The following is a 25862-nucleotide window of genomic DNA, read 5'->3' on the forward strand; positions in this document are numbered from 1 at the left end:
TGTTCGGTGATCCGCACGCTGACGCCCGCACCGGTTTTCCGGCACTGGATCGCCCATGAACAGTTTCGTCAAACCCGACAGCGAGCCGGCGGTGAGCTTCGGTCCGTTTGCCTTCTACCGGCAGCAGCGGCTGGTCACCCGTGACGGCCAGCCACTCGCATTGGGTGGTCGCGCCCTGGATGTTCTGCAGGTGCTGGTGGAGCACGCCGGCCGTTATGTCAGTAAGCAAACCCTCATCGCCCACGTCTGGCCTGACAGCGTCGTGGAAGACATCAACCTGCGGGTGCACATTGCGGCGCTGCGGCGGGCCTTCGGCGACGGGCGGGACGGCGCGCGCTATATCCTCAACCATCCACGACAAGGCTATTGCCTGGCGGTTCACGAGGACATCGAGACGCCGTTCAGTCCCCCAGCGGAGCGACACAACTTGCCCACGCGCTTGAGCCCGTTGGTCGGCCGCGACAGAATCCTGGGACGGTTGTTGGCGCAAGTGCCTCGTCAAGCCCTGACCACCGTGACCGGCCCGGGCGGGGTCGGCAAGACCACCGTGGTGCTGCGGGCGGCAGAGCTGTTGCTTGAACATTTTGACGACGGTGCCTGGTTCGTTGACCTGGCCGCCATCAGCGAGCCCTCGCAGGTGACGGCTCAGGTGGCCGGCGCGCTGGGCCTGGCGCACGGAGCTTTAGGCCGGGGCCTGGAATCCTGCCGGATGTTGCTGGTGCTCGATGGCTGCGAGCATGTGCTCGGCGCCTGTCGGGAACTGGCCCAGGCGCTGGCTGCGACGGCACCGGGGGTGGCGCTGTTGTGCAGCAGCCGCGAACCGCTGGAACTGTCGGGCGAAAGAATCGTGCCACTGCCGGGCCTGGCCGTGGCATCGCCTCTCGAGCCGGAGCACCAGATCGTCGCATGCCCGGCGGTGCAACTGCTGGTTGAGCGGGTTAGCGCCCGGCAGCAGGATTTCAAGCCCCATGGCCGCGACTGGCTGATCCTGGCCCAGATTTGCCAGCGCCTGGACGGCTTGCCGCTGGCGCTGGAATTGGCGGCGGCCCAGGTCGACGCCTTGGGGGTGGCTGGGGTGCTCGAACAGTTGGACTACGGTTTGTCCCTCTTGAGCCATGGGCGGCGTACCGCAGTGGCCCGGCATCGGAGCCTGGAGGCGGTGTTGGATTCGAGTGTCGAGCGTTTGAGCGCTGACGAACGAACCGCGTTCCAGCGCCTGGCGGTGTTCGAGGGACCGTTTACGCTCAAGGCGGCACAGGCCGTGATCAGTTGCGCTGAACTGAGTGTCGGGCAGGTGCCCAGGTTGCTGTTGCGGTTGGCGAGCGTGTCACTGCTGATGGTCGAGCCGTTGGCCGAGGGCGGGCGTTTTCGACTGCTGCACACCACCCGCGCCTACGCCATGGACAAACTGCGGCGCAGTGGACAGTGGCCTGTGTTTCATCGGCGTTACGTACTGCAAGGTGCTTGGGGGGCGCGGCGTTCACGGCCCCAACCGGCGAGTCAGCGTTTGGAGCAGCGCGTCGGCTTTCAATAGATCGGGAGTGTCGAAGCCCTCGCTGAAGCGGCGGTAGACCGGCCCGAGCAGTTCCTGCGCGGCATGCACCTGCCCTTGACGTTGCCACAAGCGGGCCAGGGAGGTCGCGCTGCGCAGCTCCCAGGCCAGGGCTTGTTGACGACGGGCCACGGCCATGGCGTCCAGCAGTTGCGCTTCGGCGGCTTCCTCCAGGGACGGCTCGTTCCGCGCCAGCAAGGTTTCGGCGCCGGCCCGCAGGATCTCCGCCGAACACCAGCCCGCGGCGCCACTGCGGGCCCGTTCCAGTTGCGCGGGGCTGACCAACTCAGGGCGCAGAGTGACCGCGATGTCTTGGATCAGCCCGTTTTTCGTGCTCGTCTCCAGCGTCTCGCCATCCAATACGCAGCCGTAATGGCAGGCCCAGTCATGGAACAGCATCACCGAATGTTTCTTGGCCTGTTGCTTCAACAGATCGAGCCTTTCCCGCGTGGTCGAATGCTCGCCGGTGTAGTGGGCGATCACGCAACCGGTGAGTGCCAGGGTGTAGCAGATCGAAATGCCGTGATTGATCTGCAAGGCGATCTGCAACGCCAGGTTGGCGGTGCGCCGGGCTTTCTCGGCAAAACCTTGTAGCCAGAGGATCCGCGCCAGAATCGTCAGCGCCGCCACGCTCTGGTCGTATTGCACGCCGAAGCCATGACTGAAGCGGCTGAGGTGGCCGCTCTGGGCCAGGCGCTGGATCACTTGCTCGGCTTCATGCCGCGCCGCGCCCTGGTCGCCGATGAAATGCAGTGCCAGCACCCGCAGGCGTTGGGCGCTCAAGGACAGGGTCGGGTCGCCCTGCAAACCCAACCGATCAAAATCCAGGCTGTGGTCCAAGGCCTGTTGGTAGTGGCCGCAACTGAGATCGACGGTCATTTGCCCGGACACGGCCCGCAGCTCGCCGGCCAGGTCCTGGCATTGCCGGGCCAGTTGTCGGGCGGTGGCAAAGGCCCGCACGGTGGCCGCTGTACCGCCCTCGGTGTGGTAGTTGAAACTGGCGTGGGCCAGTTCCAGGGCCAGGGTCAAGCGTGGGCAGGGACTGGGGCTGGCCCGCAGCAAGTTCAGCGCCCGGTTGACGTAGAGGCCGTGTTCCTTGAGCAGCGACAGTTCCTGCCAGAGGGGCAGGGTGCGAGCAGTCAGGCGAATCGCCACGGCGTGTGAACCCTGCGGGCCCAGGCCTCGGTCGAGCGCGGCGCGGATGTCATCGCGATAGTCGGCGTAGCGGGCGATCCACAATCGGGTAGGGGTGTTTTCCCAATCGCGTTCCGCTTGCCCCATGAGCGCCAGGCAGCGTTCGGCGTGGCGCTCCTGGCTGGCCGCCAGTTCCCCGGCTTCGGCGAGTTTTTCCAAGGCATAGCGGCGGGTGGTGTCCAGCAGGCGATAGCGCACCTCTTCATCGCCAATCTCAACGTTGAGCAACGACTTGGCGACCAACTGGCTGATCGACACCAGCACCTGTTCGGGCGCCACATGCTGGCCGACGATCACCGCCGCGGCCGAGGCCAGGTTGAAACTGCCCATGAACACCGCCAGCCGCCGCAGGCAGGTCTGCTCGCAGGCCGTGAGCAGCGCGAAGCTCCAGTCCAGCGTGGCACGCAGGGTCTGCTGGCGCGGTGCGGCGCCGGTGTCGTTGTGGAGCAGGGCGACGCTGTCTTGCAGGTGTCGGTGAAGCTCTTCCAGGGTGAAGCGGCCAAGCTGTCCGGCGGCCAGCTCGATGGCCAGGGGAATACCGTCCAGTCGCTGGCAAATGTCGATCACCAACGGCACCTCGCGGTCGGTCAGTTCGAAGTCGTCACGGCTGGCCATCGCACGCTCGGCAAACAGTTGCAGCGCCGGGTACTCCAGGGCGGGATAACCCTCGATGGGCATTTCACGGGGCGGGAACGCCAGGGCGTCCAGGCGCTGCATGTGTTCACCTTCGGCGCGCAGGCCTTCGCGGCTGGTGGCCAGGATGTGCAGGTGAGGGGCACCACGCAGCAAGGTTTCGCTGAGCTGGGCGATGGCGTCGATCAAGTGCTCGCAGTTGTCGAGCACCAGCAACAGATGTCGTTCCTTGAGCTGTCGGCCGAGGGTGTCCAGCGGATCGCCGTCTTGCAGGGGCAGGTCGAGCAACGCACAGAGGTTGGGAGCGATCATCGCCGCGTCGTTGAGCGACGCCAGGTCCAGCAGGTGGGTGCCGTCACGGTAATGGCCGATCAGCCGTTCAGCGACCCGCAGGGCAACGGTGGTCTTGCCGATGCCGCCGGTGCCAACCAGGGTAATGAAGCGTTTTCGCGGCAGCTGGGCCACCAGGTTTTCCACCAGGGCCTGGCGGCCGATCAGGCGCGTGCGCTGCAGTGGCAGGTTGCGCGCCAGGGATGGATGGGGGATGCGCGCCAATGGGTCAAGGGATTCGAAAGCCAGCGGCGCGACAAAGCTGTAGCCACGCTGCGCCACGGTGACGATGTAGCGCTGCCCGGCCTGGCCGTCCCCGAGGGCCTTGCGCAGGGCTGCGACGTGTACACGCAGGTTGGTGTCTTCCACCACGCTTTTGGGCCAGACCCGGGCGATCAGTTGCTGCTTGCTCACCACCTCGCCAGCATGTTCGAGCAACACCAGCAGGATCTCCACGGCCCGCCGCCCCAGGCGCAACGGTTGCTCGCCTTCCAGCACCAGGCGCTGGCGCGGATGGACCCGGTAAGGGCCGAAGTGCACCGTCTGTTCGACGGGCAGGCTGAGGTAGTGGCTCATGGTGCTCTCAATGTTCTGGTCCCGATGCCCGGGCTTTACCCGAGCATATTCCTCAGGTTTGGTGTCAAGCGCAACGGTGCAGGCTCTACTCCCGGCCTTCCAGACGCCGAACCTGTGGCGAGGGAGCTTGCTCCCGCTGGGCCGCGAAGCGGCCCCAAAGGCCCCACCTCCCAATCAATCTGACACTCCGAAGTGACAGTTCTGGGGCTGCTGCGCAGCCCAGCGGGAGCAAGCTCCCTCGCCACAAAAGCGGGCTTTTAACACCGCCGTTCCGGAAAAATTAACAACGTTTAACTCACGCAAACGCCTCCTCTGACCGGACCATGAAGCGCTCCACCCACCTCAAGGAACCCTGTCATGAGCACCTTCATCACCCGCGACGGCACCGAGATTTACTACAAGGATTGGGGCACTGGGCAACCGGTGGTCTTGAGCCACGGCTGGCCGCTGAACTCGGACAGTTGGGAGGGGCAGATGATGTTCCTGGCGTCCAACGGCTACCGGGTGATCGCCCACGACCGCCGTGGACACGGGCGCTCCAGCCAACCCTGGGACGGCAACGACATGGACACCTACGCCGATGACCTGGCTGAGCTGATCGAACGGCTGGACTTGAAAGACGCGGTGTTGATCGGCTTCTCCACGGGCGGTGGTGAAGTGGCGCGCTACATCGGCCGCCATGGCGCGGCCCGCGTCGCCAAGCTCGGCCTGATCTCGGCGGTGACGCCGTTGATGCTCAGGACCGCGGCCAACCCCGGTGGCTTGCCCGTCGAAGTGTTCGACGGTTTCCGCCAAGCCTCCCTGGCCGACCGTTCTCAGCTATACAAAGACGTGGCCAGCGCGTTTTTCGGCGCCAACCGCCCGGGCGCCAAGGTCTCCCAAGGCATGATCGACTGGTTCTGGATGCAAGGCATGCAGGCCGGCCACAAGAACACTTACGACTGCATCAAGGCATTCTCGGAGACCGATCTTTCCGAAGACCTGCGCAACATCGACGTGCCGACCTTGGTGGTGCACGGCGATGATGACCAGATGGTCCCCATCGAAGCGGCCGGCATTGCCGCTGCCCAGTTGCTCAAGAACGCGCAGTTGCTGGTCTACCCCGGCGCGCCCCATGGCCTGACCGATACTCACAAGGACCGGCTGAACGCGGACCTGCTGGCGTTCATCCAGGGTTGATCAAGCCATGAAACTGTGGGAGCGGGCTTGCTCGCGAATGCGGTGGCACATTCGACATAAGTGCCAACTGACCCACCGCTTTCGCGAGCAAGCCCGCTCCCACAAGATCGGCATTCAACAGGAACAACACCCATGAACCGCAACGATTTACGCCGTCTCGACATGAACCTGCTGGTGATCTTCGAGGCGCTGATGTTCGAGAAAAACCTGACCCGCGTCGCCGAAAAGCTGTTCATGGGCCAGCCGGCGGTGAGTGCGGCGCTGGGGCGGTTGCGGGATCTGTTCGATGATCCGTTGCTGATCCGTCACGGTCGCGGCATGGAACCGACGCCGCGGGCCCTGGCGATCCTGCGAGAGCTGCAACCGGCCATGGACACCATCTCCGGCGCGGTCAGCCGGGCCAAGGCGTTCGATCCGTCCACCAGTTGCGACGTGTTTCGCATCGGTCTGTCCGACGATGCCGAATTCGGCCTGTTTCCTCCGCTGCTGAGCCAACTGCGCGAAGAAGCGCCGGGGATCATCGTGGTGGTGCGCCGGGCCAATTTCCTGCTGATGTCCTCGCTGCTGGCCAGTGGTGAAATCAGCGTCGGCGTCAGCTACACCACCGACCTGCCGGCCAATGCCAAGCGCAAGAAACTGCGGGACATTCCCTGCAAGGTCTTGCGCGGCGACAAGCGCCCGGGGCCGCTGACCCTGGACGAATACTGCTCGCGCCCCCATGCCATGGTTTCGTTTTCGGGCGACCTGAGCGGCAACATCGACTTGGACCTGGCCCGCATCGGCCGGTGCCGCAAAGTGGTGTTGGCGGTGCCGCAATTCAGCGGGCTGCGAGCATTGTTGGCGGGCACCGAGCTGATCGCCACCGTGCCCGACTACGCCGCCTGCGCACTGGTGGAAGGCTGCGCCTTGCGCGCCGAGGACCCGCCGTTCGAGATCAATGCCGCCGAACTGTCGATGGTCTGGAGCGGCGTGCATGACAACGACCCGGCCGAACGCTGGCTGCGTTCGCGCATCGCCAGCCACATGTCGCAACCACTGCCGGCCGCTGCGGCCGCGGACGGAGCCCACCGATGAACCTGACCGATGAGCGCCCGTTGCAGGACCTGGGCTTGTTGTTCCTGCGCCTGAGCGGCGGGTTGTTTTTGCTGTGGGTCCACGGCTTGCCGAAGCTCTTGAATTACAGCAGCGAGCTGACCCGCATCGAAGACCCGTTCCACCTCGGCGCCGCGCCGACCCTGGTCCTGGCGATTTTCGCCGAGGTGCTGTGCCCACTGTTGATCATGGCCGGTGTGCTGGTGCGCCTGGCGTGCCTGCCGATCCTGTTCCTGCTGGCCGTGGCGCTGCTGGTGGTGCACCCGCAGTGGAGCCTGGAAGAAGGCCAGTTTGGCTGGTTGCTGTTGATTGTATTTACCAGCGTGTTCATTGCCGGCCCTGGACGCCTGGCGCTGAACGCGCGTTTTGATGGAGTGCTGCGTCATGCCTGAGTCCCAAACCCTCGGATCCACCGCGAGCCCGGCGGTACCCGGTTTCGATGAAATCGTCACCTTGGTGGTCAAGCACCGAATCAAAGCCGGGCAGAACGATGCCTATGAGGCCTGGTTGCGGCGCATCGTCACCGTGGCTGGCCAGTGGCCGGGCCATCTGGGCGTCGACGTTGTGCGGGGCAAGCAGGACGGATTGTCATTGTTTACCTGCGTGCTGCGTTTTCGCTCCACCGAGGCCATGCAGCGCTGGCTGGACTCCCCCGAGCGGCGTGAATTGGTGGCCGAGGCTGCGCCACTGTTGGTCGACGGTGATCAGATCGAGGTCGGTTCGCACAAGGAATTCTGGTTCGCCCCGTTGGCCGATGCCGCCACGCCACCGCCGCGCTGGAAGCAATCGGTGGTGACGCTGCTGGTCATCCTGCCGCACACCTTGCTGGTGCCGTTGCTCTGGGGCCCGTTGCTGCAACTCAACGCCTTTCTGTCCAACTACGTGGTCGCCACGTTTTTGATCACCGTGACCATCGTGCTCTCGGTGGTGTACGTGTGCATGCCGCTGGCGACCCGGCTGTTCGCGCCGTGGCTGGAAGCCTCCACAACCCACGAACACTTGGAGCCCGGCCATGGCCGATAAGGACGACCCAACCGATCCGCTGCGCCGCCAATTGCTCGCCGCCGGGTCCTTGCTCAGTGCGGCGGCGGCCTTCTGGCCACGCCTGTCCCTTGCTTCTTCCTCTTCACAAGGAAATCCGATGAACGCCGACCTGATTCTGTTCAATGGCCAATTCCACACCGTCGATCGCGAGAAGCCTCGCGCCAGCGCGGTCGCCATCAGCCAGGGCCGCTTTGTCGCCGTGGGCACCGACGCCGAGGCCATGGCCCTGCGCGGCAGCGGTACCCAGGTCATCGACCTCAAGGGCCGCACCGTCATTCCCGGTCTCAACGACTCGCACCTGCACTTGATCCGGGGTGGCTTGAACTACAACCTGGAGCTGCGTTGGGAAGGCGTGCCGTCGTTGGCCGATGCCTTGCGCATGCTCAAGGACCAGGCCGACCGCACGCCAACGCCGCAATGGGTTCGCGTGGTGGGCGGCTGGAACGAATTCCAGTTTGCCGAAAAGCGCATGCCGACCCTGGAAGAACTCAACCAGGCCGCCCCCGATACGCCCGTGTTCGTGTTGCACCTGTATGACCGCGCCTTGCTCAACCGCGCCGCGCTGCGTGTCGCCGGCTACACCCGCAACACGCCGAACCCGCCGGGTGGCGAGATCGTACGCGACAGCAAGGGCGAGCCCACCGGCATGCTGGTGGCGCGGCCCAACGCGATGATCCTGTACTCGACGCTGGCGAAAGGGCCGAAGTTGCCGCTGGAATACCAGGTCAACTCCACCCGCCAGTTCATGCGCGAACTCAATCGCCTGGGCCTGACCAGCGCCATCGACGCCGGCGGCGGCTACCAGAACTACCCGGACGACTACGAGGTCATCGAGCAGTTGGCCCGCGAGCAGCAGTTGACGGTGCGCATCGCCTACAACCTGTTCACCCAGAAGCCCAAGGAAGAACTCACCGATTTCAAGAACTGGACCGGCAGCGTCAAGCTGCACCAGGGCGACGATTTCCTGCGGCACAACGGTGCCGGGGAAATGTTGGTGTTCTCGGCGGCGGACTTCGAAGACTTCCTCGAACCGCGCCCGGACCTGCCACCGGGCATGGAACAGGACCTGGAGCCGGTGGTGCGTCACCTGGTGGAGCAGCGCTGGCCGTTCCGCCTGCACGCCACCTACGACGAATCCATCAGCCGCATGCTCGACGTGTTCGAGAAGGTCAATCGCGACATTCCGTTCAATGGCCTGCCGTGGTTTTTCGACCACGCCGAAACCATCACGCCGAAAAACATCGAGCGTGTACGGGCACTGGGCGGTGGTATTGCGATCCAGGACCGCATGGCCTTCCAGGGCGAATACTTCGTTGACCGCTACGGCGCCAAGGCCGCCGAAGCCACGCCACCGATCAAGCGCATGCTCGCCGAAGGCGTGCCGGTGGGCGCCGGCACCGACGCCACCCGCGTGTCGAGCTACAACCCGTGGACTTCGTTGTACTGGATGGTCAGTGGCCGCACCGTCGGCGGCCTGTCGTTGCACGAAGAGGGCCTGCCGCGCCTGACCGCGCTGGAGTTGTTCACCCACGGCAGTGCCTGGTTCTCGTCGGAGCAGGGCAAGAAAGGCCAGATCAAGGTCGGCCAACTGGCGGACCTGGCGGCCCTGAGCGCGGACTTCTTCAGCGTCGAGGAAGAAGCCATCAAGTGGATCGAGTCGGTGCTGACCGTAGTGGACGGCAAAGTGGTGTACGCCGCTGGCGACTTCGAAAAACTCGGCCCGGCCAGCGTCCCGGTGCTGCCGGACTGGTCGCCCGTGGTCAAGGTCCCGGGCCACTGGCGCCCGGCCTCACCGCTGCAGGCGCAAGTCCACCAGTGCAGCGGGCCGTGCAAGGTGCATTCCCACAGCCACGAACGGGCGCGACTCTCGAATGTGCCGGTCAGCGATTTCCAGGGTTTCTGGGGCGCGTTTGGTTGTTCCTGCTTTGCCTTTTGACTAACACATTTTCCCCTGTGGGAGCGGGCTTGCTCGCGAAAGCGGTGTGTCAGCTTGCAAGGCTGTCGGATGTGACGACGCCTTCGCGAGCAAGCCCGCTCCCACAGGGGGCCTGTAACATCCATCCCAAAGGAGTCACCCCATGAGCAACGTTCCCGCCTACAACCGTCTGAACAAAGACGACGCGGTCGTCCTGCTGGTCGATCACCAGACCGGTCTGATTTCCCTGGTCCAGGACTTCTCGCCCAACGAGTTCAAGAACAACGTATTGGCGCTGGCCGACCTGGCGAAGTTCTTCAACTTGCCGACCATCCTGACCACCAGCTTCGAACAGGGCCCCAACGGCCCGATCGTGCCGGAACTCAAGGAAATGTTCCCGGACGCGCCGTACATCCCGCGTCCAGGCCAGATCAACGCCTGGGACAACGAAGATTTCGTCAAGGCAATCAAGGCCACCGGCCGCAAGCAACTGATCATCGCCGGCGTGGTCACCGACGTCTGCGTGGCGTTCCCGACCTTGTCGGCGCTGGCTGAAGGCTTTGACGTGTTCGTCGTCACCGACGCTTCGGGTACCTTCAACGAAACCGTGCAACAAGCCGCCTGGGTGCGCATGACCGCCGCTGGCGCGCAGATGATGAACTGGTTCTCGGTGGCCTGTGAGCTGCACCGCGACTGGCGCAACGACATCGAAGGCCTCGGCAACCTGCTGTCCCAGCGCATTCCGAACTACCGCAACCTGATGAACAGCTACTCGGCGCTGACGGCCAAGTAAGCGGTTCATGTTGTATGACGCCCGCCTTGTGCGGGCGTTTTTGTGCAGGGCATTAAACCCTTGCAAACCGAACCACCGCTATCGCGAGCAAGCTTTGCTCCCACATGGGATCGGGAAAAACCTGTGGAAGCAGCTTGACCAGATCAGCCTTGCTTCCACATGGGATCGAGGGAAAGCCTGTGGGAGCAAAGCTTGCTCGCGATGACGGTGGCACATCCGACACCTTTCCAACCTGCATTACACCACCCACAATGCCCAACTCATCTCCCTGACTGTCCACTCCAGGAATGACAATGAATCCCTTCGAAGAAATGCGCATCTTTGCCCAGGTCATGGAGTCAGGCAGTTTCACCGCCGCCGCGGACAAGCTCGGGCTGTCCAAGCAGTTCGTCAGCCGCAAGCTCATGGCACTGGAGCAGCGCCTGGGCGTGCGCCTGCTCAATCGCTCGACCCGCCGGCTGGACGTCACCCCGTTGGGCCAGCGTTACTACGAAGCGGCGCTGCGCCTGCTCAATGACGTCGAACAAGTGGAGCAGGGCATCAGCGGCCAGACCAGCGAGCCCCGCGGCACGATTCGCCTCAGCGCACCGCTGTCCTTCGCTGTGGCGCACCTGGGCAGCCTGTTGCCGCTGTTTCTGCAACGCTATCCGGGCGTCAGCGTCGAGGTGGACCTGAGCGACCGTTCGGTGGATCTGCTGGGGGAGGGCTATGACCTGGCGCTGCGCATCGGCGTGCTGGAAGATTCGACCCTGATTGCCCGGCGCATCGCGACCATCGAGCGGGTGTATTGCGCCAGCCCCACCTACCTGGCGCAAAAAGGCACACCCGCGCGGCCTGAAGACCTGCGCAGCCATGACTGCCTGCCCTATGGTCACAGTCGTCAGGTGCAGTGGCGTTTCGCGGGGGCGGGCAAACCGTTGACGCTGGAGGTCACGGGGCGCATGCGCGCCAATAACGGTGATTTGCTCAGGGACGCGGCCATTGCCGGCATGGGCATCACCTATCTGCCCGCTTTCATCCTCGGCGATGCCTTGAAGGATGGTCGGCTGATCAAGGTCCTGGAAGGCTTCGAGACCGAACCGTTGGCGCTATCGGCGGTGTATCCCCAGCATCGGCAAAGTGCACGCCCAGTGCAGGCGTTGGTGGAATTCTTACGCGAACAAATGCAGTAAAGGGGCGCAACGCATTCAGCCGCCACATGACGGCTGAAGCATCTGGCGCTTTGATCAGGCGGCGAGGTTGGCGCTGCTCAGTTCTTTTTTGTACTGCGCTTTCATGGTTTCCATTTCCGCGCCCAAGGCGTCGAGCTTGGCCTTACCCAGCAGTTTTTTCGCGTGGGGGAACATTTCCTTTTCTTCTTCTTCGATGTGGTGCTCAAGCAGTTCCTTGACCACCTTCACCCGACCGGCGAATTCCGGCTGGGTTGGATCGGTGGTTTTCAGGTCCGGCAGCACCAGCGAGTCGACGGTGCGGTGTTCTTCCTTGGCCTCGTAATACATTTCAGCCTCGTCCTTGCCACCGGCTTGCTTGAACGCCGGATAAAGAATTTCTTCTTCCAGGCGAGTGTGGATGGAAATTTCCATTTCCAGTTTCGCCAACAGGTCGGTGCGTTTTTTCACGGCGCGCTCGGTCGACTCGCTCAGTTGAGTCAAGATGGCTTTGACGCGCTCATGGTCGGCTTTCAACAGATCGATGGCATTCATGGGGAGCTCCTCGGCAATTCACGGATGCGGGCAGGCTTCGAGCGCCGACGCCGCGTAAGAGCTGAATTGCATGAGCTGTGCCAGCCGAGACGGGTTTTAAAACGCTTTAAAAACAATGGGTTGAAATGTTCTTGATTTTCACCGTCGTGCAAGCTGCATGAGCTGGGGAAAAAACGCGTTGCAGTTTGCGCTGATGGCTAGCCACGGCGCGTTCAATATCGACATTCATCTCAGCCGATCACCAAATGGAAAGGCCACTGCGCTTTGGCAGTCAGGTGGGGCGAGCCAACGTTGAGACTATCGGCCCAAGCCTGGACTATCTGGTGGTCAATCACTCGGCCAGCGTCAACATCGGTCAAGGCCTCACGAGTCAGACGATTACGCTTCTGCTGGTTTGTACAGGCCGTTAGAGCCTGTTTGGAAACTCGATTGCTCATCCCCCCGCAGCCCCACGCCCCTCCAGAAATACCCGCCCCGGCAACGTAAACCCCCGCAACCTGAGCAACGCCATCGGCCCGGCATCCAGCTCGGTGCGCAGGTGCCAGGTCAAGCCCAGTCCATCGGGGGCCTTGAGCACCATGCGGTAGCGGCTGTCGCCGTCATCCAATGCGGTGAACGTGGCTTGCTCCAGCAAGCGGATCAGTCCCCAAGTGCCGGCGTAATCCGCGAACAACCGCTCGCCGGTGTGGACGCTGGTCCAGGTCAGGCTCACGCCGGGGTAGTCGCTGCGTCCCGGCCAGCCAAAGCGCTGCCAGCGTTCCTTCTGGTTGAAGTACTCGTGTTTTTCACCGTTGAGGATGAAGGTGGTCTGCACCACATCGCGCACGCCTTTGCCGCTCAGTTCAAAACTCAAGCCCAGGTTGCCGTCGGTGAAGAGCACGTCGGCCAAGTCGCTCAGTTGGTTGATTGCCGCGAGGAACTGCGGGTTGACCCGCAAGCCTCGACCATGGCGCGGGTCGGCCACCCAGCGGTTGCCTTCCTTGCGCAGCACGCCGCTCAACTGGCTGTGCAGGAAGCGTTCGATGCGCCCCGTGTCGGCGCGGATCATCTGCCCCAGCATCGGCAACGAGGCATCGCTGGCGGTCGCGGCGAACGGATAACGGCCGGTGAAGGCGGTGTTCCAATGCGCGACGATCGAGCGCTGCCACTGACTGTTGAGCCCTGCCGCCGAGGGTTGCAGCACGCGCTGCCAGGCCTGTTCCAGCGGCTGCACGAACAGCGTCTCGCCGATGCCGGCCCATTGCGCGCCGAGGCTGGCGGCCATCAGCCGGCCATAGGATTGGGTGTCGGTCAGGTCGATGCCGCGGCCTTGGAACACCGTTTGCGCCAAGGCCTGGGTCATCTCCAGCGGGTCGGTGGCGGTGCTGACCTGTTGCAATTTGAGGCGCACGCGGGTCACTTGGGTGAGGTAGGACTGCAGGCTCAGGCCATCGCTGGCGTTACGACCTTCGACGCCCTTGCCCAGCAGCGCCAACAACGGCCCGAACGTCGCGTCCAGGGGGCCGCTCGACAAATCCACGAGTTGATCGATCACCGGCGCCTTATCCGGTCCGATCAGCTTTTGCGCGGACTTCATCAGCGAATCGCTCAAGGCCTGACCGCGAGTGCCGGCCTGTCCTTGGTAGGCCAGAGTATTGATTAGCGCGATCAGCGGCGATTGGCGCACGTCACTCATCAGCGTCAGTTGGTCGATCACCCCATCCAGGCTTTTGGCTTGATTGGCACGCAGGCTGTTGAGAAACCCCAGCCAGGCGCTGGCGTAATCCTGAAAATAGCGCTCGGTCAGGCGCGCCTTGAGCACGTCGGGGGTCAAGCGGTCATCAATATCGCCGGGTTTGTCGCTGAGCACCCAGTCGATTTCTTCACGGCGCGCCTGGGCGATTTCATCGATGGCCCGGCGCACCTGACCCTCCCAGGCCTGGCGAGTGAATACACCCGGCACACGGGCCTTGCTGGAAAACAGCGCGGCGGCCTCGGTGTCGCCGACCATCTGTTGCAGGCCCAGGGCCGGATAATGCTGGGCGGCCTCGTCGAGCACGCGTTTGTACAGGCCGGCCTCGGCGTTGCGTTGGCCCATCTGGTCGAGCAACACCTGGCGCACCTGTGCCACCAAACGTGGGTCGGCCTCGATGCGCCAGTCCGGGTGCGCGGGCAATTGCTCGGCATAGAACTGCCACAGGTTCGGTGCGAAAGTTTGCCAAAAACCAGGAGAGATGCCGTCACGCGTGGGATCGACGTGGCCCAGGGTCTTGACCAACAGGTCCACCTCGGCTTTTTCCGGGCGCGCCATCATCAGGTACGCCTTGAGCTGATCGTAGGCGTCACGGGTGCGCTCGATGCGTTCGGGGCTGCCTGGCGCGAGCTGGACCAACGCGCTCAATTGCTCGCGCAAACGGGCCGCCGCCGGGTCGCGGACCAGGCGGTTATTGGCTTCGACGTAACGGGGCCACAGCGCTTCGAGCAATGTTTCATTGCGGTTCAAACCAAAGCGCTGGTACCACGGCGCACCGTGCACGACGCGGTGATCCAGGCGCGCCAACTGGTGCACCAGTTCATTGAGTGCCAACAGGTGTTCATCGCCCTGAGACGATTGCTGCAACGTCGCCAACACGGACTGCACCTGGACGATCTGCGCCCGATTACTCACGAAGGACAGCACCGTCCCCGCGATGCCCACCAATGCCAGGCCCATGAACAGCGCATAAGCGACTCGCGGTACGCCCCAGCCCAGGCGAGCGCCGACCGCCTTGTCGCGCTGCACGCCATGCCAGGCCGGATCCGGCCACCAGAAGTGCAGGTTTTCACTGCTGTGCGCCACGGGCAGCGGCAGGCTGAACCACAGCCCGCGCAGCAGCACGCCCGGGTTCATCCCACCCCACAACGGTGCCAACGCCTGACGCCAATGGGCAATGCCATCGACCTTCAGATCCCGGGACAGGCGCAGCAGGAAATCGTGGTGCATCTGCTTGTTGACCTGCATCTGCTCCAGCCCCTCATGACGCAAGGGGCCCAGCAGGTTGCGCAGGCTCGTCTCCAACATCGGCGCCGTGACCCGCGCCGGCAACAAACACCCCACCGGCTGGGTCTCGCGCTTGTCCTGCGGCCAGGCGCTCTCGCAAACCTGCCACACATGCAAGGGCAACTGCCGCCGCACCCGCCGCGCCAGGTCGTGCACGTGCCGCAAGGCCTTGGCCATCGCCGCGTCGTCGGTGCTTTGAGGTTTGTCCAACGCCCAGACCACCCCATCGAACGCCCGGCCACGGCGCAGGGTGAGCCATTGGTTCAGCAGCGGGGTTTCCAATTTTTCTTGAAGGCCGCCGCCCCATAGGAGCACGGTGCGTTCGCCTTCGAGCCATTTCTTTTTTTCCAGTTCCGGGGCGATGGCGGCGATCTGGGTGGGTTCGCCGACGATGAGCAGGAGGCGGACTTTGTGGCGCCAGAGGGGGCCGTATTGGAAGCGTAGGTGTTCGCGGAGCCCGTTCGATGCTTCTTCGTTTACCGATTGGGATTCGACCTTATCGACAGTCGGGCCATTGTCTGTCTGATACGTTCGATAAGCCGAACGCCCCATCACATTGCCTAGAAAATGGAAGCCACCCAAGAACAACACCGACAGCAGGGCCATTGCGGATATGCCCAGCAACCAGAGCGCCTGATGGTCGCTGCCAGCCTGAACACCCAGCCATTGAGGGTAACGCCACACCAGGGCGCCCATGATCGCGTTGATCAGCAACAGACCACTGGCCACCGCCCACACGACTATAAAAGTTCGCAGCTGCATTCGAATGTCCTATTCCGATAATGAAGGCGCAGGCGTCAACGCCATGCTCCATAGCCTGGAGTCAGCGCAGCCATTGCCGCTGAAAATAAACTGCGGCCCCGCGCCAAACTGGATGGCTTGCGTGGCCGCGACAATCGCCAGCCATGGCGAGGCTTTGCCTGGGTTCCCCAGCACCCCGTCCAAATCACGAAGCCCTTGTGCATGCTGCATCGGTATCGATAGTTGGGTTGAAACGCTGGTCAGGGCGGCATGACGTTGTGCATTCACACCTGCTCGCCAGACATGCCGGATCGACTCAGCCTCCAACGGTACCCAGGCAAGCGCCTGCGTTGCGGTATCGCGCAATGCGTCGGGACAAGGTTGTCGCTCCTGTTCCGGGCGATGAAGAAACGCGATCGGCGCCAAGGTGGTTTGCGCCAGAGGATTGCCCAGGAGCAAACCGGCGACCACTTCCGCCGTGCCTTCAGGCTGTTGCGGCGCAAACTGCAACGCGATGCCCAGCAGCACCGCCCGATCATCGAAGCGCTGGTCGAGCCAATGGTCCAGCGCTTCCAAACCATCGCCTTCGAGGGAGACCGGCGCCTGGCGGATGTCGGACGCTTGCCATGCCTGCGCCCATGTCCGATCCCACACTGGGCCCGACAAGCCGCTATTGCCCTCCAGCAACAACGCCAGCGGTGTATGGGCCGGCAGTTGCGCCAAGGTGGGGGCCAGCTCGCCAAGTAGCTGTTGCAACGTACGCAGCAATACCGGTTCGAGCTCTTCAGCCGCATCGCCCGGTAGACGGCTGTGGCATGACGACGACGAGGCGAGCCTCGAAGGTTGCACCCTCTGCACCTTGATGCCGCTCTGCAAAGCCTCCTGTTGTACCGCTGGTTCTTCGCCTGGGGCGCGCAGGGCGGTGTGCAGGTCGACCTTCAACACCCGTAGAAAACGCCGTCCTTGACGGGTTTTCTGGAACAAATCCTCTTCGCGTGCCTGATCCCAACCATCGGCCACTGCTCGTTCGCCGAGATACAGCAACGCCCGTCCGAACGCCAGGGCACACCACCCCAGGAAGGGCACGCCCAAGGTCAGGCTCCAGAAAATCTCAGGTCTCTGATGTAACGCTTCGGGAGCGAACCACACCATGCCACCAGCGCCCAACAGCCAACAAAACGCCAATAACCCGAGCCACCGCCAGGCGCGGGGACGCACAGGCCTGGGCGCCAAGGCCGGGACGTCATCCATTCGGACCGGCATGATCAGCGTGCCCTCGCGCCAGGCATCGACGAAATCAGCGCACAGCCACAGGCGCAACGATGACCGTCAAAAGCCACCGGCACGCCATTGTCCTTGAACGTAGGGTGGCCTTCGGCGATGACCGTCCGGCCGTGGCCTGGAATCGGGCAGTCCACTGGATCGCCTTCCCGAGCGACTCCGATGCCGCCGAACTTCATGACGGTTGAGCCTGATTGGACGGTACCGTCTCCGGTTGTTTTGTCGCCAATGCGGATGATGTTTTTCATGTCGTTTTCCTTGTTCAAAAAGCCCGTCCATGGGCAAAATTCGGCACAGCCCAGTTGACTGATGCCTTTCACGTCTCATCCCATCAACAGCCGTCGATAGCTCATCCGTAAAATATCCAGTCCACCTTTTCTGGGCCGACCGTCACCCGGTCAGGGAGCAGGAAACGGTACTCGCGATGACGCACGTTCAGCGTCGGCAGGGTCTGCCCCTCTTCGAAGCGGCGGATGACGGCGTACCCGGCGGCGATCCAGTAGCCGGTTTGCGTACAGGCCTGGCCGCTTTGGCAGGTTGTCGAGGGTTGCTCGGCCTTGATGAAGGCGGGTGAATCGGGCGTGGGTTTGCCGGTGGCGGGTTCAAGACCCTTGGCCTTGGCCAACTCGCGGATCAGCGACTCGCTGGGTTTTGGCGGCGGGACGTTGGCCAGGCGGGCTTCGAGCCATTGGAGCTTGCCGTCCCATTCAGGCAGTTCGGCGGGCGGCAGGGGGAGGATTTCGTTGATTTCGGGGACGGTGGGGTTGGCGTAGGAGTAGTTCGCCAGGATTCGCCAGATGGTTTTGTAGCGCTCGGCGCGTTCGAGGTCTTCTTGTTGGCCGAGGTAATATAATTTGTCGGTAATGGGATGAGCTCGAAATGCCTCTTCCAGCCAACCGGACGAGGCTTCATCACCAGCAACCACTCCTAATTGGAATGCCTCTATGGCCTGTTGATACAGGCCCTTGTTTTTAAGATTGATACCTAAGGCCAGGGCTGCCTTACCATTACCCTGTTCAGCAGCGCAACGACGCATCTGGCGGGCGATGTCCGGCGCAACGTCGCTGGGTGCCAGCCTATCGCCAACAAGATACTGGGCCTGGGCGTTGCCCTCGTCAGCCGCCTTACGGAAGTAACGCAACGACATCTCGGCGTCCTGCCACAACCCCGCCGAGCCTTGTTGCAGGAAGATCCCGACGAAGTAATAACCCGTCGCCACGCCTGCTTCGATTAATTGTTGGCTCATACGCAAGTGCTGGGCGCCACTGAGCTCGAAACGACCGCGCATTGCACCGTTCTGCAGATTGATATTGGCCTTGTAATGGCCGTTCTCGGCGGCGATGCGATACAGCCGTTCAATCTCGGCATCGACGCTCTCGTCTTGCTTGAGCTGGTTATTTTTTTGCAACCAGCGCGCATATTGAAACAGCACATCGCTCTCGGCGGATGGTGCGGGGATCGTTTCGTGTTTGCAGGTAAAGGCCAGCTTGGCCTTGATTTCAGTTAAAGGCTTCACGGAGGGGTCCTTCTTGGGAAAATTAAACGTGCCAGCAGTGCCGCAAGCGGCCAGCAACAGGCAGGACAGCAGAAAAGCCCGGCGCATCAGTCGAGGTCCTTTAAAATGGCTTTGTCGTAATAAAACTCAACAAGCGAAGCCTCAGGCACCCCATTTTCTTTATCTTCCTGGCGCTCTTTGTTGTTGTTGATAATCTCCTGCCAAGCCTTAAACGCCTCCCCCGCATCATCCTGCGACCCCTTCTTTTTCGTATGCAGATCCCACAACCGCCGCCGCAACGCCTGGGTCACGCTCATCCACTCATGGGCAATGTTCAGCTCGCTGTCCACCTGCATGCTGCGAGTGTTGATGTTGGCCGAACCCAGCGTGGTGAACACGTCATTGACGATCATCAACTTGGAGTGGATGTACACCGGCATCCAGGTTTTGCCCGCCGGTGAATCGGGGGCAACCAGCGAGCATATGTGGACCTTCAAGCCGGGTATTTCCTCGGGCACAACGGTGCTGTCGAGGATTTTTTGTTTCTTACGTTCGAGCTCGGCCTTCCATCGGGCCTGTTCCAGTTGGCCAATACGGTCGTTCGGGTCGGCGCGGGGCATGGGCGGGGTTTCCTGTTGCATTTTTTGGATACGCCGCAGTTTGGTAACGCCGGGGATGGTATTGGCGCGCCCGAGGCTTGCGAGCATGCGTTGGGTGTTCACGGTGCCGGCGCCGATGCCATCGTCGGTGGCGTTGGTGACCACGAACAGATGCAACGCACCGTGCAGGCCGGGGTCGCGCCCGCCCTTGGTCTGGGTGGCGGCGACCGATTTGATGAACTCGGCCAGCGGCGGCCAGCGAAAGTACTGGTTTTCGATGTAGATGAACTGGGTCGCGTTGTTGACAGCCTTCATGTAGAGCTGCTCGATATCGCGTTTGCCCTCCTGCGGTTGGGTTCGCAGGATCTGAGCGATTTGCGGCATGCCGTGGGTGCGCAGTTGCGGCCCCACTTTCATGGACTGGCGCGAGGCGAGCAGGTCTTCACCGGTTTCCTTGCGCCAGGCGGTGGCGAAGTTGTGGTGCAGGTGTTCCAGGATCGGCCCGCTGAGCTGGCTGGAAATGTCCTGGCGCGGTGTATCGCCGCGTGGGCCACGGTTGGGCGCGGGTTTGCTGTCCTGGGTGCGGTTCAGTGCCGAATGTTTGTCCGTGTCCCAGTACTCGTCGAGCATGTTGTGGCCCATGATGAAGCCGACCGCGCAGTCCGGTAACTCATAGTCGACCAGGACACTTTTCTGGTGGTGGGTGGCCGTCCACCTCAGCGTCTGGCGCATCTTGGTACTGATTTCACTGTCCAGGCTTGCGTATTTCACCCAGTGGGCGATCTCGCCCCTTTCATCCAGGTTGAAACCACGACTGACAAACACCGGAAGTCCTCCCTTGGCGGTGCGTTGCGCGGCTTCGTGGTCGGCGACTGCACAGGTCGCAAACCACTGGCGATCGAAGGCGTACTGCTCTTCGGTGGCGCGCTGCATTACTCGGTCCATGAGGCGGATCGAGCCTTTGCCGGGCAAGTTGGCTTCACCGCCAAAACCGGCGGTATTGAAGGGCATCTCCCACCCCAACAGCCGCACCTGGACGCCTTCCCGGGCCTTGGCCATGAGCAGTTCGCCAATGCTCGGCGCCATGCCGTCGCGGATGAAATACATGGACGGTTGGAAGCCCCAGCAAATGATGTCGATGCTCTTTTGGGCCTGGGCAATGGCCTGGTGCACGGCCGTGAAAGTTTCCTCACCATTGACCAGCGCTTGATAGCTGGCGATCACGGGATGGTATTCAGTGTTGTGGACGTACCACGGCGCAGTGCAAATGGCTTCATTGGTGTGCCGTAGGCAAATGGGGACCACGATGTCGGGTTGCATCATTGCTCTGTCTCTTCCTTGTTATGGTTGGGGCCATTCGTTACGACGGCATATAGCGCACGGTGATCCGTGCGCGCAGAGGGCGCAGTCACTTCGGCATTGGTCTGTACGGAGTGGTTATGCAAACCACGATTGGCCAAGTGCGCCTGCTCGGCGTTGCGGTACTCGGTGGGCACGGGCAGTTGGTAGCTCACGCCGTTGACCATCGTCAGTTGGTAACTTCGGGTGACGACCTGATGGGCGATCGTGAGTTGCCCACTGCCATCGAGCACGCCTTGCTGGACCGGTACGCCATCGGCCTTGAGTGTGTAAGGCATACCCGCCCAACCTTGACCCGATGCATTGGGTGTTTGCGGTAGGCGCAGGCGCAGCGGTTGTTTGAACAAGCGCTGCGGGTAGTCCGGATGTGCGGCTTTCATGCTGGCAGCGCCTTTTACATATTCGAAATTCGCCGACCTGACGACAAAGTCCCCCAGCGTCCCCGACTCGATGACGCCCTCATCCAGCGTGATGTAGCTGCCGCCTGCGTTAAGGGTGATTTTCTTTTTCGCGACGATGCGGATCTCGTCCTCGGTGCTGGTGATGTCCAGCCCATGGCGGGCCATCAGTTCCAAGCTGTCGTTCTGCGCTTGCACGGTCACCGGGCCTTGGTTGGCAATCAACTTGAGGCCCAGCTTGCGCACGAACAGGCTCAGCCCCTGGCCCACCCCGATGAACAGGCGCTTGACCACGCTGAGATCGGCTTCGCCACCGGCGTTGAGCATCAGGTTGTGTTGCGCCGCCAGTTGCAGGTGTTTGCCGCTGGTAAGCGCGATGCCGTGCGGGGCGCTGAGCAGCAGGACGGAGGACTTGAGTTGTTCCAGATCCTGGCGTAGCAGTTGCAGTTGCGCGGCCACATCGGCCGGATCGGCCCGGCTCGCCTGGGCGTCGTTGGACAGGCTTTCCAGCTGATCGGTCGCTTGCTGCAAGCGGTCTGTTGCCGCGTTCATTTCTAGCACCTGGCCTTGGGCGCGGGGCTGCTCATCCGCACTGATAAACACCCCCTTGCCACCCCGAATCGCCCCCCAGCCATCCGTGCGCAACTCAAACCCTTCCCCTCGTTTCTTACGCTCGGCATCCACCAGATGCCCCAGGTTCAACTGGCTCTTGCCACTGTGCTCGGTACTGAGCTTGACGTGCTCCTGCCCCCGCGTGTCGTCCATGCGCAATTTGTTGTTGGTCGGGGTGCGCAGCACGTTGCGTCTTTCATTGCGCGCCGTGACCAGGTCGGGGTGTTCGTTGTCGTGCAGGGCGTGGGCGATGTAGGGGCGGTCGGGGTCGCCTTGTTCGAAGGCGACCGCCACTTCGGTGCCGGCCTGCAGCGGAAAGTGCAGGCCGTGGGTGTCGCCGCCGTAGGGCCGGGCCAGGCGCAGCCAGGCGCTTGAGCGGGCGGATTCCCAGGTGTCGCGGTCGAACAGAAAGCGCACCTTGTAACGGCCTTCGAAGTCGAGGTCGGCGTACGGCGGGTTGGTTTCCGGGTGGTTGATACGGGCGGGGATGGTGCCGCTGATGCGTGGCTTGGGCAGTAGCGCCGGGCGAAAGCACACGGTTTCCGAATAGGGAATGGCCTGGAAAGTGGCGATGAAACTGCGGTCGCGGGCAGCTTCGGTGCGCAGGCCGACGATCACCGCGCCGGGATCAAAGGCCTGGGGTGCGCCGCCGGTGATCTTGAGCAGTTGCGCTGGGGCCAGGGTGGCGCTGGTGGTGGTGCCGCTGAGGCGGACGTGGTCGTTGAGGTAGCGTTCGTGGCGCAGGCGGGCGTAGAAAAAGCCGCTTTCGCTTTGCAGATCTTCGTCCAGGGCATAGCGGTCGCCCAGCACCGTGTAGGGTTCGGCGTAGTGATAGGCCTCGCCGTAGGTGCCCTTGGCGCCTCGGGTGTGGTCGACTTCGCCGTCCAGAAACGCGTAGGCCTCGCGGTGGTTGTAGGCGCGAAAGTTAATGTGTTTTTCCACCACCTGATGGGCCGTTTGCAGCTGCCAGACCGCATCCTGTCCGTTGCTGGTCAAGCCTGACGGCGGGCGACACGGCAACTCGACGCCGCGCTGGTAGTGGCGCTGATCATCGTGGAATTCCACCACGTCGATGCCCAGGCGATCGTCGCTGACGATGCGATACCAGATGCCGACCTCGGCCAGCAGGCGCTCGATGAACGCCAGGTCGCTTTCGTCGTATTGCATGACCTGTTCGCGGCGAGGGTATTTGCGCACCACATTGAAATAAAAGTGCTGGCCGAGGAAATCGTGGCGCGTGCGCAGGATGTGTTCGACGATCTCCGGCACCGACTGGTACTGGTAGATCCGAAACTGTTTGCCCCGGTCCAGCAGCGCGAAACGTGGTTGCAGGGTGATTTCGTAGCGGGCTTCGTCGTGGGAACCGGACAGGCGCTTGAACTCGGTGACCGCACCGTGGAAGGTGCGCAGCGGCTTGATCACCGGGGGCTTGAAGCCCTTCGGTGTCGGCGGTGGCGGCATCGGGTACAGGCTGAAATGGGCGTCCCGCTTGAGCAGGTCGGTGGGGACCAGATCGCGCTCGGTGCAGGTGAACTCGATGCGGTAATGGTAGGGGCGGCTCAGGTGCTCCTCGCCGACGAAGGCCAGGACGTCGAGGTGGGCCTTGAGGTCGTAGACGCTGAGGGTGTGGCGGCTGTGGTCGAAGAAGGTGGGGCGTTGGCTAGACATGTTGCCGATCTCCCCAAGTGTTTCCCGCCGCTTGTTTCAGGTGGGAAGGTGACGGGGACAAAACCTTGTCGGCGTTGTTTCGATTGAAATCGACTTTGCGTTTTTCAGAGCGGTTTGCTGGCATGACATCCCTTGCTGCCTGCGTCTTTGCGCAGGGATTGGTTTCTCAAGGGTAGTCAGCGTGAATCAGCTCAAAGGATGGTTCCATCTTTTCGCATGGGGTTCGGCGACGTTTGGGAAGCGTCCTATAGGGGAGGGGCGCAATTTCTTAGGAAACGGCCCACACGGGATCAAAAAAAAGCCCATATCTCGCGATACGGGCATTTTTTCTGCTCGGACGCTCAGGTCTTCAACCCGTCAAGCCGCCTCCTGATCTTGCCCAAAAGCGCGGGTTCCGCAAAGTCGCTTTGAAATTGACTTGTCTGGCCACCCACAGCACTATCTGCCCATGATTTACATACGCCGAATGAACATGATGTATTCCTCCATGACCGCTACTGGCGGGCCATGAGGTCATGCGTGCATAGCATTTGACGTGTTACCCCAAGCCCCGCCAGAGATGGACGGGGCTTTTTGGTTCTCCGTCCGAACATGGCTGACGGAGAGTGAAATGTTCGAGATTAGACGAGCCAGCCACAGCGATTCCCAGACAGCATTCGACATTCGCCTGTTAGCGATCCGGCACCAATGCATCGGCGCCTACAGCGAGACGCAGCTATTGGCCTGGACGGCCGGTGCGGCCGATGATGGCTATTACACACTGATGGAGAAGCACTTCTATCTGGGCTGTATGAATGGAGAGCCGGTGGCGACAGGCATGCTTGACTTGGAGAACAGCGAAATCGGCGCAATCTTTGTGCATCCTGGCTTTATGCAGCAGGGTATCGGCGGGAGAATCCTGAAGCACCTTGAATGCCTGGCGCGAGAGTTGGGTCTGAAAGAAGTCAAGCTTGATGCGACATTGAATGCGGCTGACTTTTACCGACGCTGCGGTTTCGTGGGGGAGGAGCCTGCAATTTACCATTCCCCTTCGGGGCTTCAATTGGCATGTATTCCTATGGTGAAGCGGTTTTTATAGTGCAGGTTGATTTGATTGCTCAGGAACGGGAGCAAGGAAAAGGCAGTGATCACGGCTTCTGAAAACCATCATCGCCCAAACGCAGAAACGGCACCCAAAGGTGCCGTTTCTGTTTTCTACGATCCATCGCTACACGATCAACCCGTCAGCCCAGCCTGCTGAACCAACGTCAGCAACGGCTGCGGGTACACACCCAGGAAGAACGCCAACACGGCGATGGCCAGCAGCATCACGCCGCCTGCCTTCTGTTCCCAGTGCAACTCGGCGTCGTGGCGACGCAGGTTCGGTTCCATCAGGTACAGGGTGACCATGACGCGCAGGTAGTAGAACACGCCGATGGCACTGCCCAGCACCAGGGAGCCGACCAGCCACCATTGGTGGGCCTCGACGCCGGTGGCGATGATGTAGAACTTGCCGATGAAGCCGGCGGTCAGCGGAATGCCGGCCAGGGACAGCATCATCACGGTCAGCACGGCGGTCAGGTACGGACGGCGCCAGAACAGGCCGCGGTATTCGTACAGGGCGTCGGCGTCGCGGCCGTTGTACGGCGAGGACATCAGGGTGATCACGCCGAAGGCGCCGAGGCTGGTGATCACGTAGGTGACCAGGTACACGCCGATGGCTTCCACGGCCAGGCCCTTGCTGGCGATCAGGGCGATCAGCAGGTAGCCGAAGTGGGCGATGGACGAGTAACCCAGCAGGCGCTTGAGGTTGCTCTGGGTCAGCGCCAGCAGGTTACCGAACAGGATCGACGCGATGGCGATGATGGTCAGCACGTTGCTCAGCACGCCGCTGCTGGCCACTGGCGAGATCTGGAACAACCGCACCATCACTGCGAACACCGCCACTTTCGACGCGGTGGCCAGGAACGCCGCCACGGGCGCCGGGGCGCCTTCGTAGACGTCCGGGGTCCAGAGGTGGAACGGGACCAGCGACAGCTTGAACGCCAGGCCGATCAGCATCATGCCCAGGCCCAGTTGCGCGATCGGGCTAGGCAGGCCGGTGGCGGCCAGGGCCTGGCCGATGCCGACGAAGCTCAGGGTGCCGGCTTCGGCGTAGAGCAGGGCCATGCCGAACAACAGGAACGCGGAACCGGCCGCCGACAACACCATGTACTTGATGCCGGCTTCCAGGGAGCGCTTGTTGAAGAAGGCGTAGGCCACCAGGCCGTAGACCGGTACCGACAGCAGTTCCAGGCCGATGAACAGGCTGGCCAGGTGCTGCGCGCTGACCAGGACCAGGCCACCGGCGGCAGCCATCAGGATCAGCAGGTACAGTTCTTCGCGGTTGCCCGGATAACCCGAACCGCCATCGCCGAGGTAGGCGTGGGCGAGGGTGACGCAGGCCAGGGTGGCGACCAGGATCAACGCCATGTAGAGGCAGGCGAAGCTGTCGATCTGGATCAGCGGCGTGACCGCCAGTGGCGCGACTTTCAAGGCCGGCAAGATCGACAGCAAGGCCAGGTTCAGCCCCGCCACCGACAGCAGGAAGGTCTGTGAGTGATTGCGCCGCCAGGCGATCGCCAGCATCACCACGATGATCGTGGCGCTGGTGATCAACAGCGGCGCAAGCGCGATAAAGTGTTGAATCGTGAATTCCAT

At 62.5% G+C, this 25862-nt stretch carries 19 protein-coding genes; 9 read left to right on the forward strand and 10 right to left on the reverse strand.

Annotation, left to right across the window (positions count from 1 at the left end):
• Positions 1-55 precede the first annotated feature (55 nt).
• Positions 56-1534: an ATP-binding protein gene (locus M1D99_RS10480; protein ID WP_458131741.1), complete on the forward strand. Its 1479-nt coding sequence runs from the start codon at positions 56-58 to the stop codon at positions 1532-1534.
• Here the strand turns inward: M1D99_RS10480 and M1D99_RS10485 are convergent.
• Positions 1481-4285 carry an ATP-binding protein gene (locus M1D99_RS10485; protein WP_458131742.1) on the reverse strand — a complete coding sequence of 935 codons (2805 nt, stop codon included), beginning with the start codon at positions 4283-4285 and terminating at the stop codon, positions 1481-1483. The genes M1D99_RS10480 and M1D99_RS10485 overlap by 54 nt on opposite strands.
• Positions 4286-4642: 357 nt before the next feature.
• Between M1D99_RS10485 and M1D99_RS10490 the strand changes: the two genes are divergently transcribed.
• The 7 genes from M1D99_RS10490 (at position 4643) to M1D99_RS10520 (ending at position 11480) form a co-directional block, all read left to right on the forward strand.
• Positions 4643-5464, forward strand: coding sequence for an alpha/beta fold hydrolase (locus tag M1D99_RS10490; RefSeq protein ID WP_411387047.1), 822 nt, complete (start codon positions 4643-4645; stop codon positions 5462-5464).
• 132 nt (positions 5465-5596) lie between these two features.
• Complete coding sequence (locus tag M1D99_RS10495; protein ID WP_186730306.1) at positions 5597-6538, forward strand: LysR substrate-binding domain-containing protein; 942 nt, start codon at positions 5597-5599, stop codon at positions 6536-6538.
• Positions 6535-6948, forward strand: coding sequence for a DoxX family protein (locus tag M1D99_RS10500; protein WP_186709749.1), 414 nt, complete (start codon positions 6535-6537; stop codon positions 6946-6948). Before M1D99_RS10495 ends, M1D99_RS10500 begins: the two co-directional genes overlap by 4 nt.
• On the forward strand, positions 6941-7579 hold the full coding sequence (locus tag M1D99_RS10505) for an antibiotic biosynthesis monooxygenase (protein WP_434575138.1): 639 nt from the start codon (positions 6941-6943) through the stop codon (positions 7577-7579). Before M1D99_RS10500 ends, M1D99_RS10505 begins: the two co-directional genes overlap by 8 nt.
• A 118-nt stretch (positions 7580-7697) precedes the next feature.
• Entirely contained in the window at positions 7698-9536 is a 1839-nt protein-coding gene (locus M1D99_RS10510; protein ID WP_434576406.1) for an amidohydrolase, read from the forward strand.
• A gap of 142 nt (positions 9537-9678) precedes the next feature.
• The gene (gene ycaC, locus M1D99_RS10515; RefSeq protein ID WP_186709752.1) at positions 9679-10308 is read left to right on the forward strand and encodes an isochorismate family cysteine hydrolase YcaC; all 630 of its coding nucleotides are present in this window, start codon (positions 9679-9681) and stop codon (positions 10306-10308) included.
• Positions 10309-10601: 293 nt separating this feature from the next.
• Entirely contained in the window at positions 10602-11480 is an 879-nt protein-coding gene (locus M1D99_RS10520) for a LysR family transcriptional regulator (protein ID WP_186709753.1), read from the forward strand.
• Between the two features lie 54 nt (positions 11481-11534).
• Here the strand turns inward: M1D99_RS10520 and M1D99_RS10525 are convergent, their stop codons facing one another.
• The 8 genes from M1D99_RS10525 to M1D99_RS10560 all read right to left on the reverse strand — a co-directional run bounded on the left by M1D99_RS10525 (position 11535) and on the right by M1D99_RS10560 (position 23183).
• Positions 11535-12011, reverse strand: a complete 477-nt coding sequence (locus tag M1D99_RS10525) for a hemerythrin domain-containing protein (protein WP_053123224.1) — start codon at positions 12009-12011, stop codon at positions 11535-11537.
• Positions 12012-12241: 230 nt separating this feature from the next.
• Entirely contained in the window at positions 12242-12448 is a 207-nt protein-coding gene (locus M1D99_RS10530) for a CopG family ribbon-helix-helix protein (RefSeq protein WP_434575140.1), read from the reverse strand.
• A complete protein-coding gene (locus M1D99_RS10535; protein WP_458131743.1) occupies positions 12445-15792 on the reverse strand; it encodes an ImcF-related family protein in 3348 nt (1115 codons plus the stop codon). Before M1D99_RS10535 ends, M1D99_RS10530 begins: the two co-directional genes overlap by 4 nt.
• A gap of 9 nt (positions 15793-15801) precedes the next feature.
• Positions 15802-16857: a hypothetical protein gene (locus tag M1D99_RS10540; RefSeq protein ID WP_458132126.1), complete on the reverse strand. Its 1056-nt coding sequence runs from the start codon at positions 16855-16857 to the stop codon at positions 15802-15804.
• 179 nt (positions 16858-17036) lie between these two features.
• Positions 17037-17372, reverse strand: a complete 336-nt coding sequence (locus M1D99_RS10545) for a PAAR domain-containing protein (RefSeq protein ID WP_458131744.1) — start codon at positions 17370-17372, stop codon at positions 17037-17039.
• A gap of 29 nt (positions 17373-17401) precedes the next feature.
• Positions 17402-18655, reverse strand: coding sequence for an SEL1-like repeat protein (locus M1D99_RS10550; protein ID WP_434575147.1), 1254 nt, complete (start codon positions 18653-18655; stop codon positions 17402-17404).
• Complete coding sequence (locus tag M1D99_RS10555; protein WP_434575149.1) at positions 18655-20469, reverse strand: phospholipase D-like domain-containing protein; 1815 nt, start codon at positions 20467-20469, stop codon at positions 18655-18657. Before M1D99_RS10555 ends, M1D99_RS10550 begins: the two co-directional genes overlap by 1 nt.
• Entirely contained in the window at positions 20466-23183 is a 2718-nt protein-coding gene (locus tag M1D99_RS10560) for a type VI secretion system Vgr family protein (RefSeq protein ID WP_458131745.1), read from the reverse strand. The genes M1D99_RS10555 and M1D99_RS10560 overlap by 4 nt, the downstream gene beginning before the upstream one ends.
• A 610-nt stretch (positions 23184-23793) precedes the next feature.
• On the opposite strand from M1D99_RS10560, the gene M1D99_RS10565 reads away from it, so the two are divergent.
• Entirely contained in the window at positions 23794-24261 is a 468-nt protein-coding gene (locus M1D99_RS10565) for a GNAT family N-acetyltransferase (RefSeq protein ID WP_434575152.1), read from the forward strand.
• A gap of 137 nt (positions 24262-24398) precedes the next feature.
• On the opposite strand, the gene nuoN is transcribed toward M1D99_RS10565, so the two are convergent.
• Positions 24399-25862: an NADH-quinone oxidoreductase subunit NuoN gene (gene nuoN / locus M1D99_RS10570; RefSeq protein ID WP_003203388.1), complete on the reverse strand. Its 1464-nt coding sequence runs from the start codon at positions 25860-25862 to the stop codon at positions 24399-24401.

This window comes from Pseudomonas sp. R3-41 (assembly GCF_054161485.1).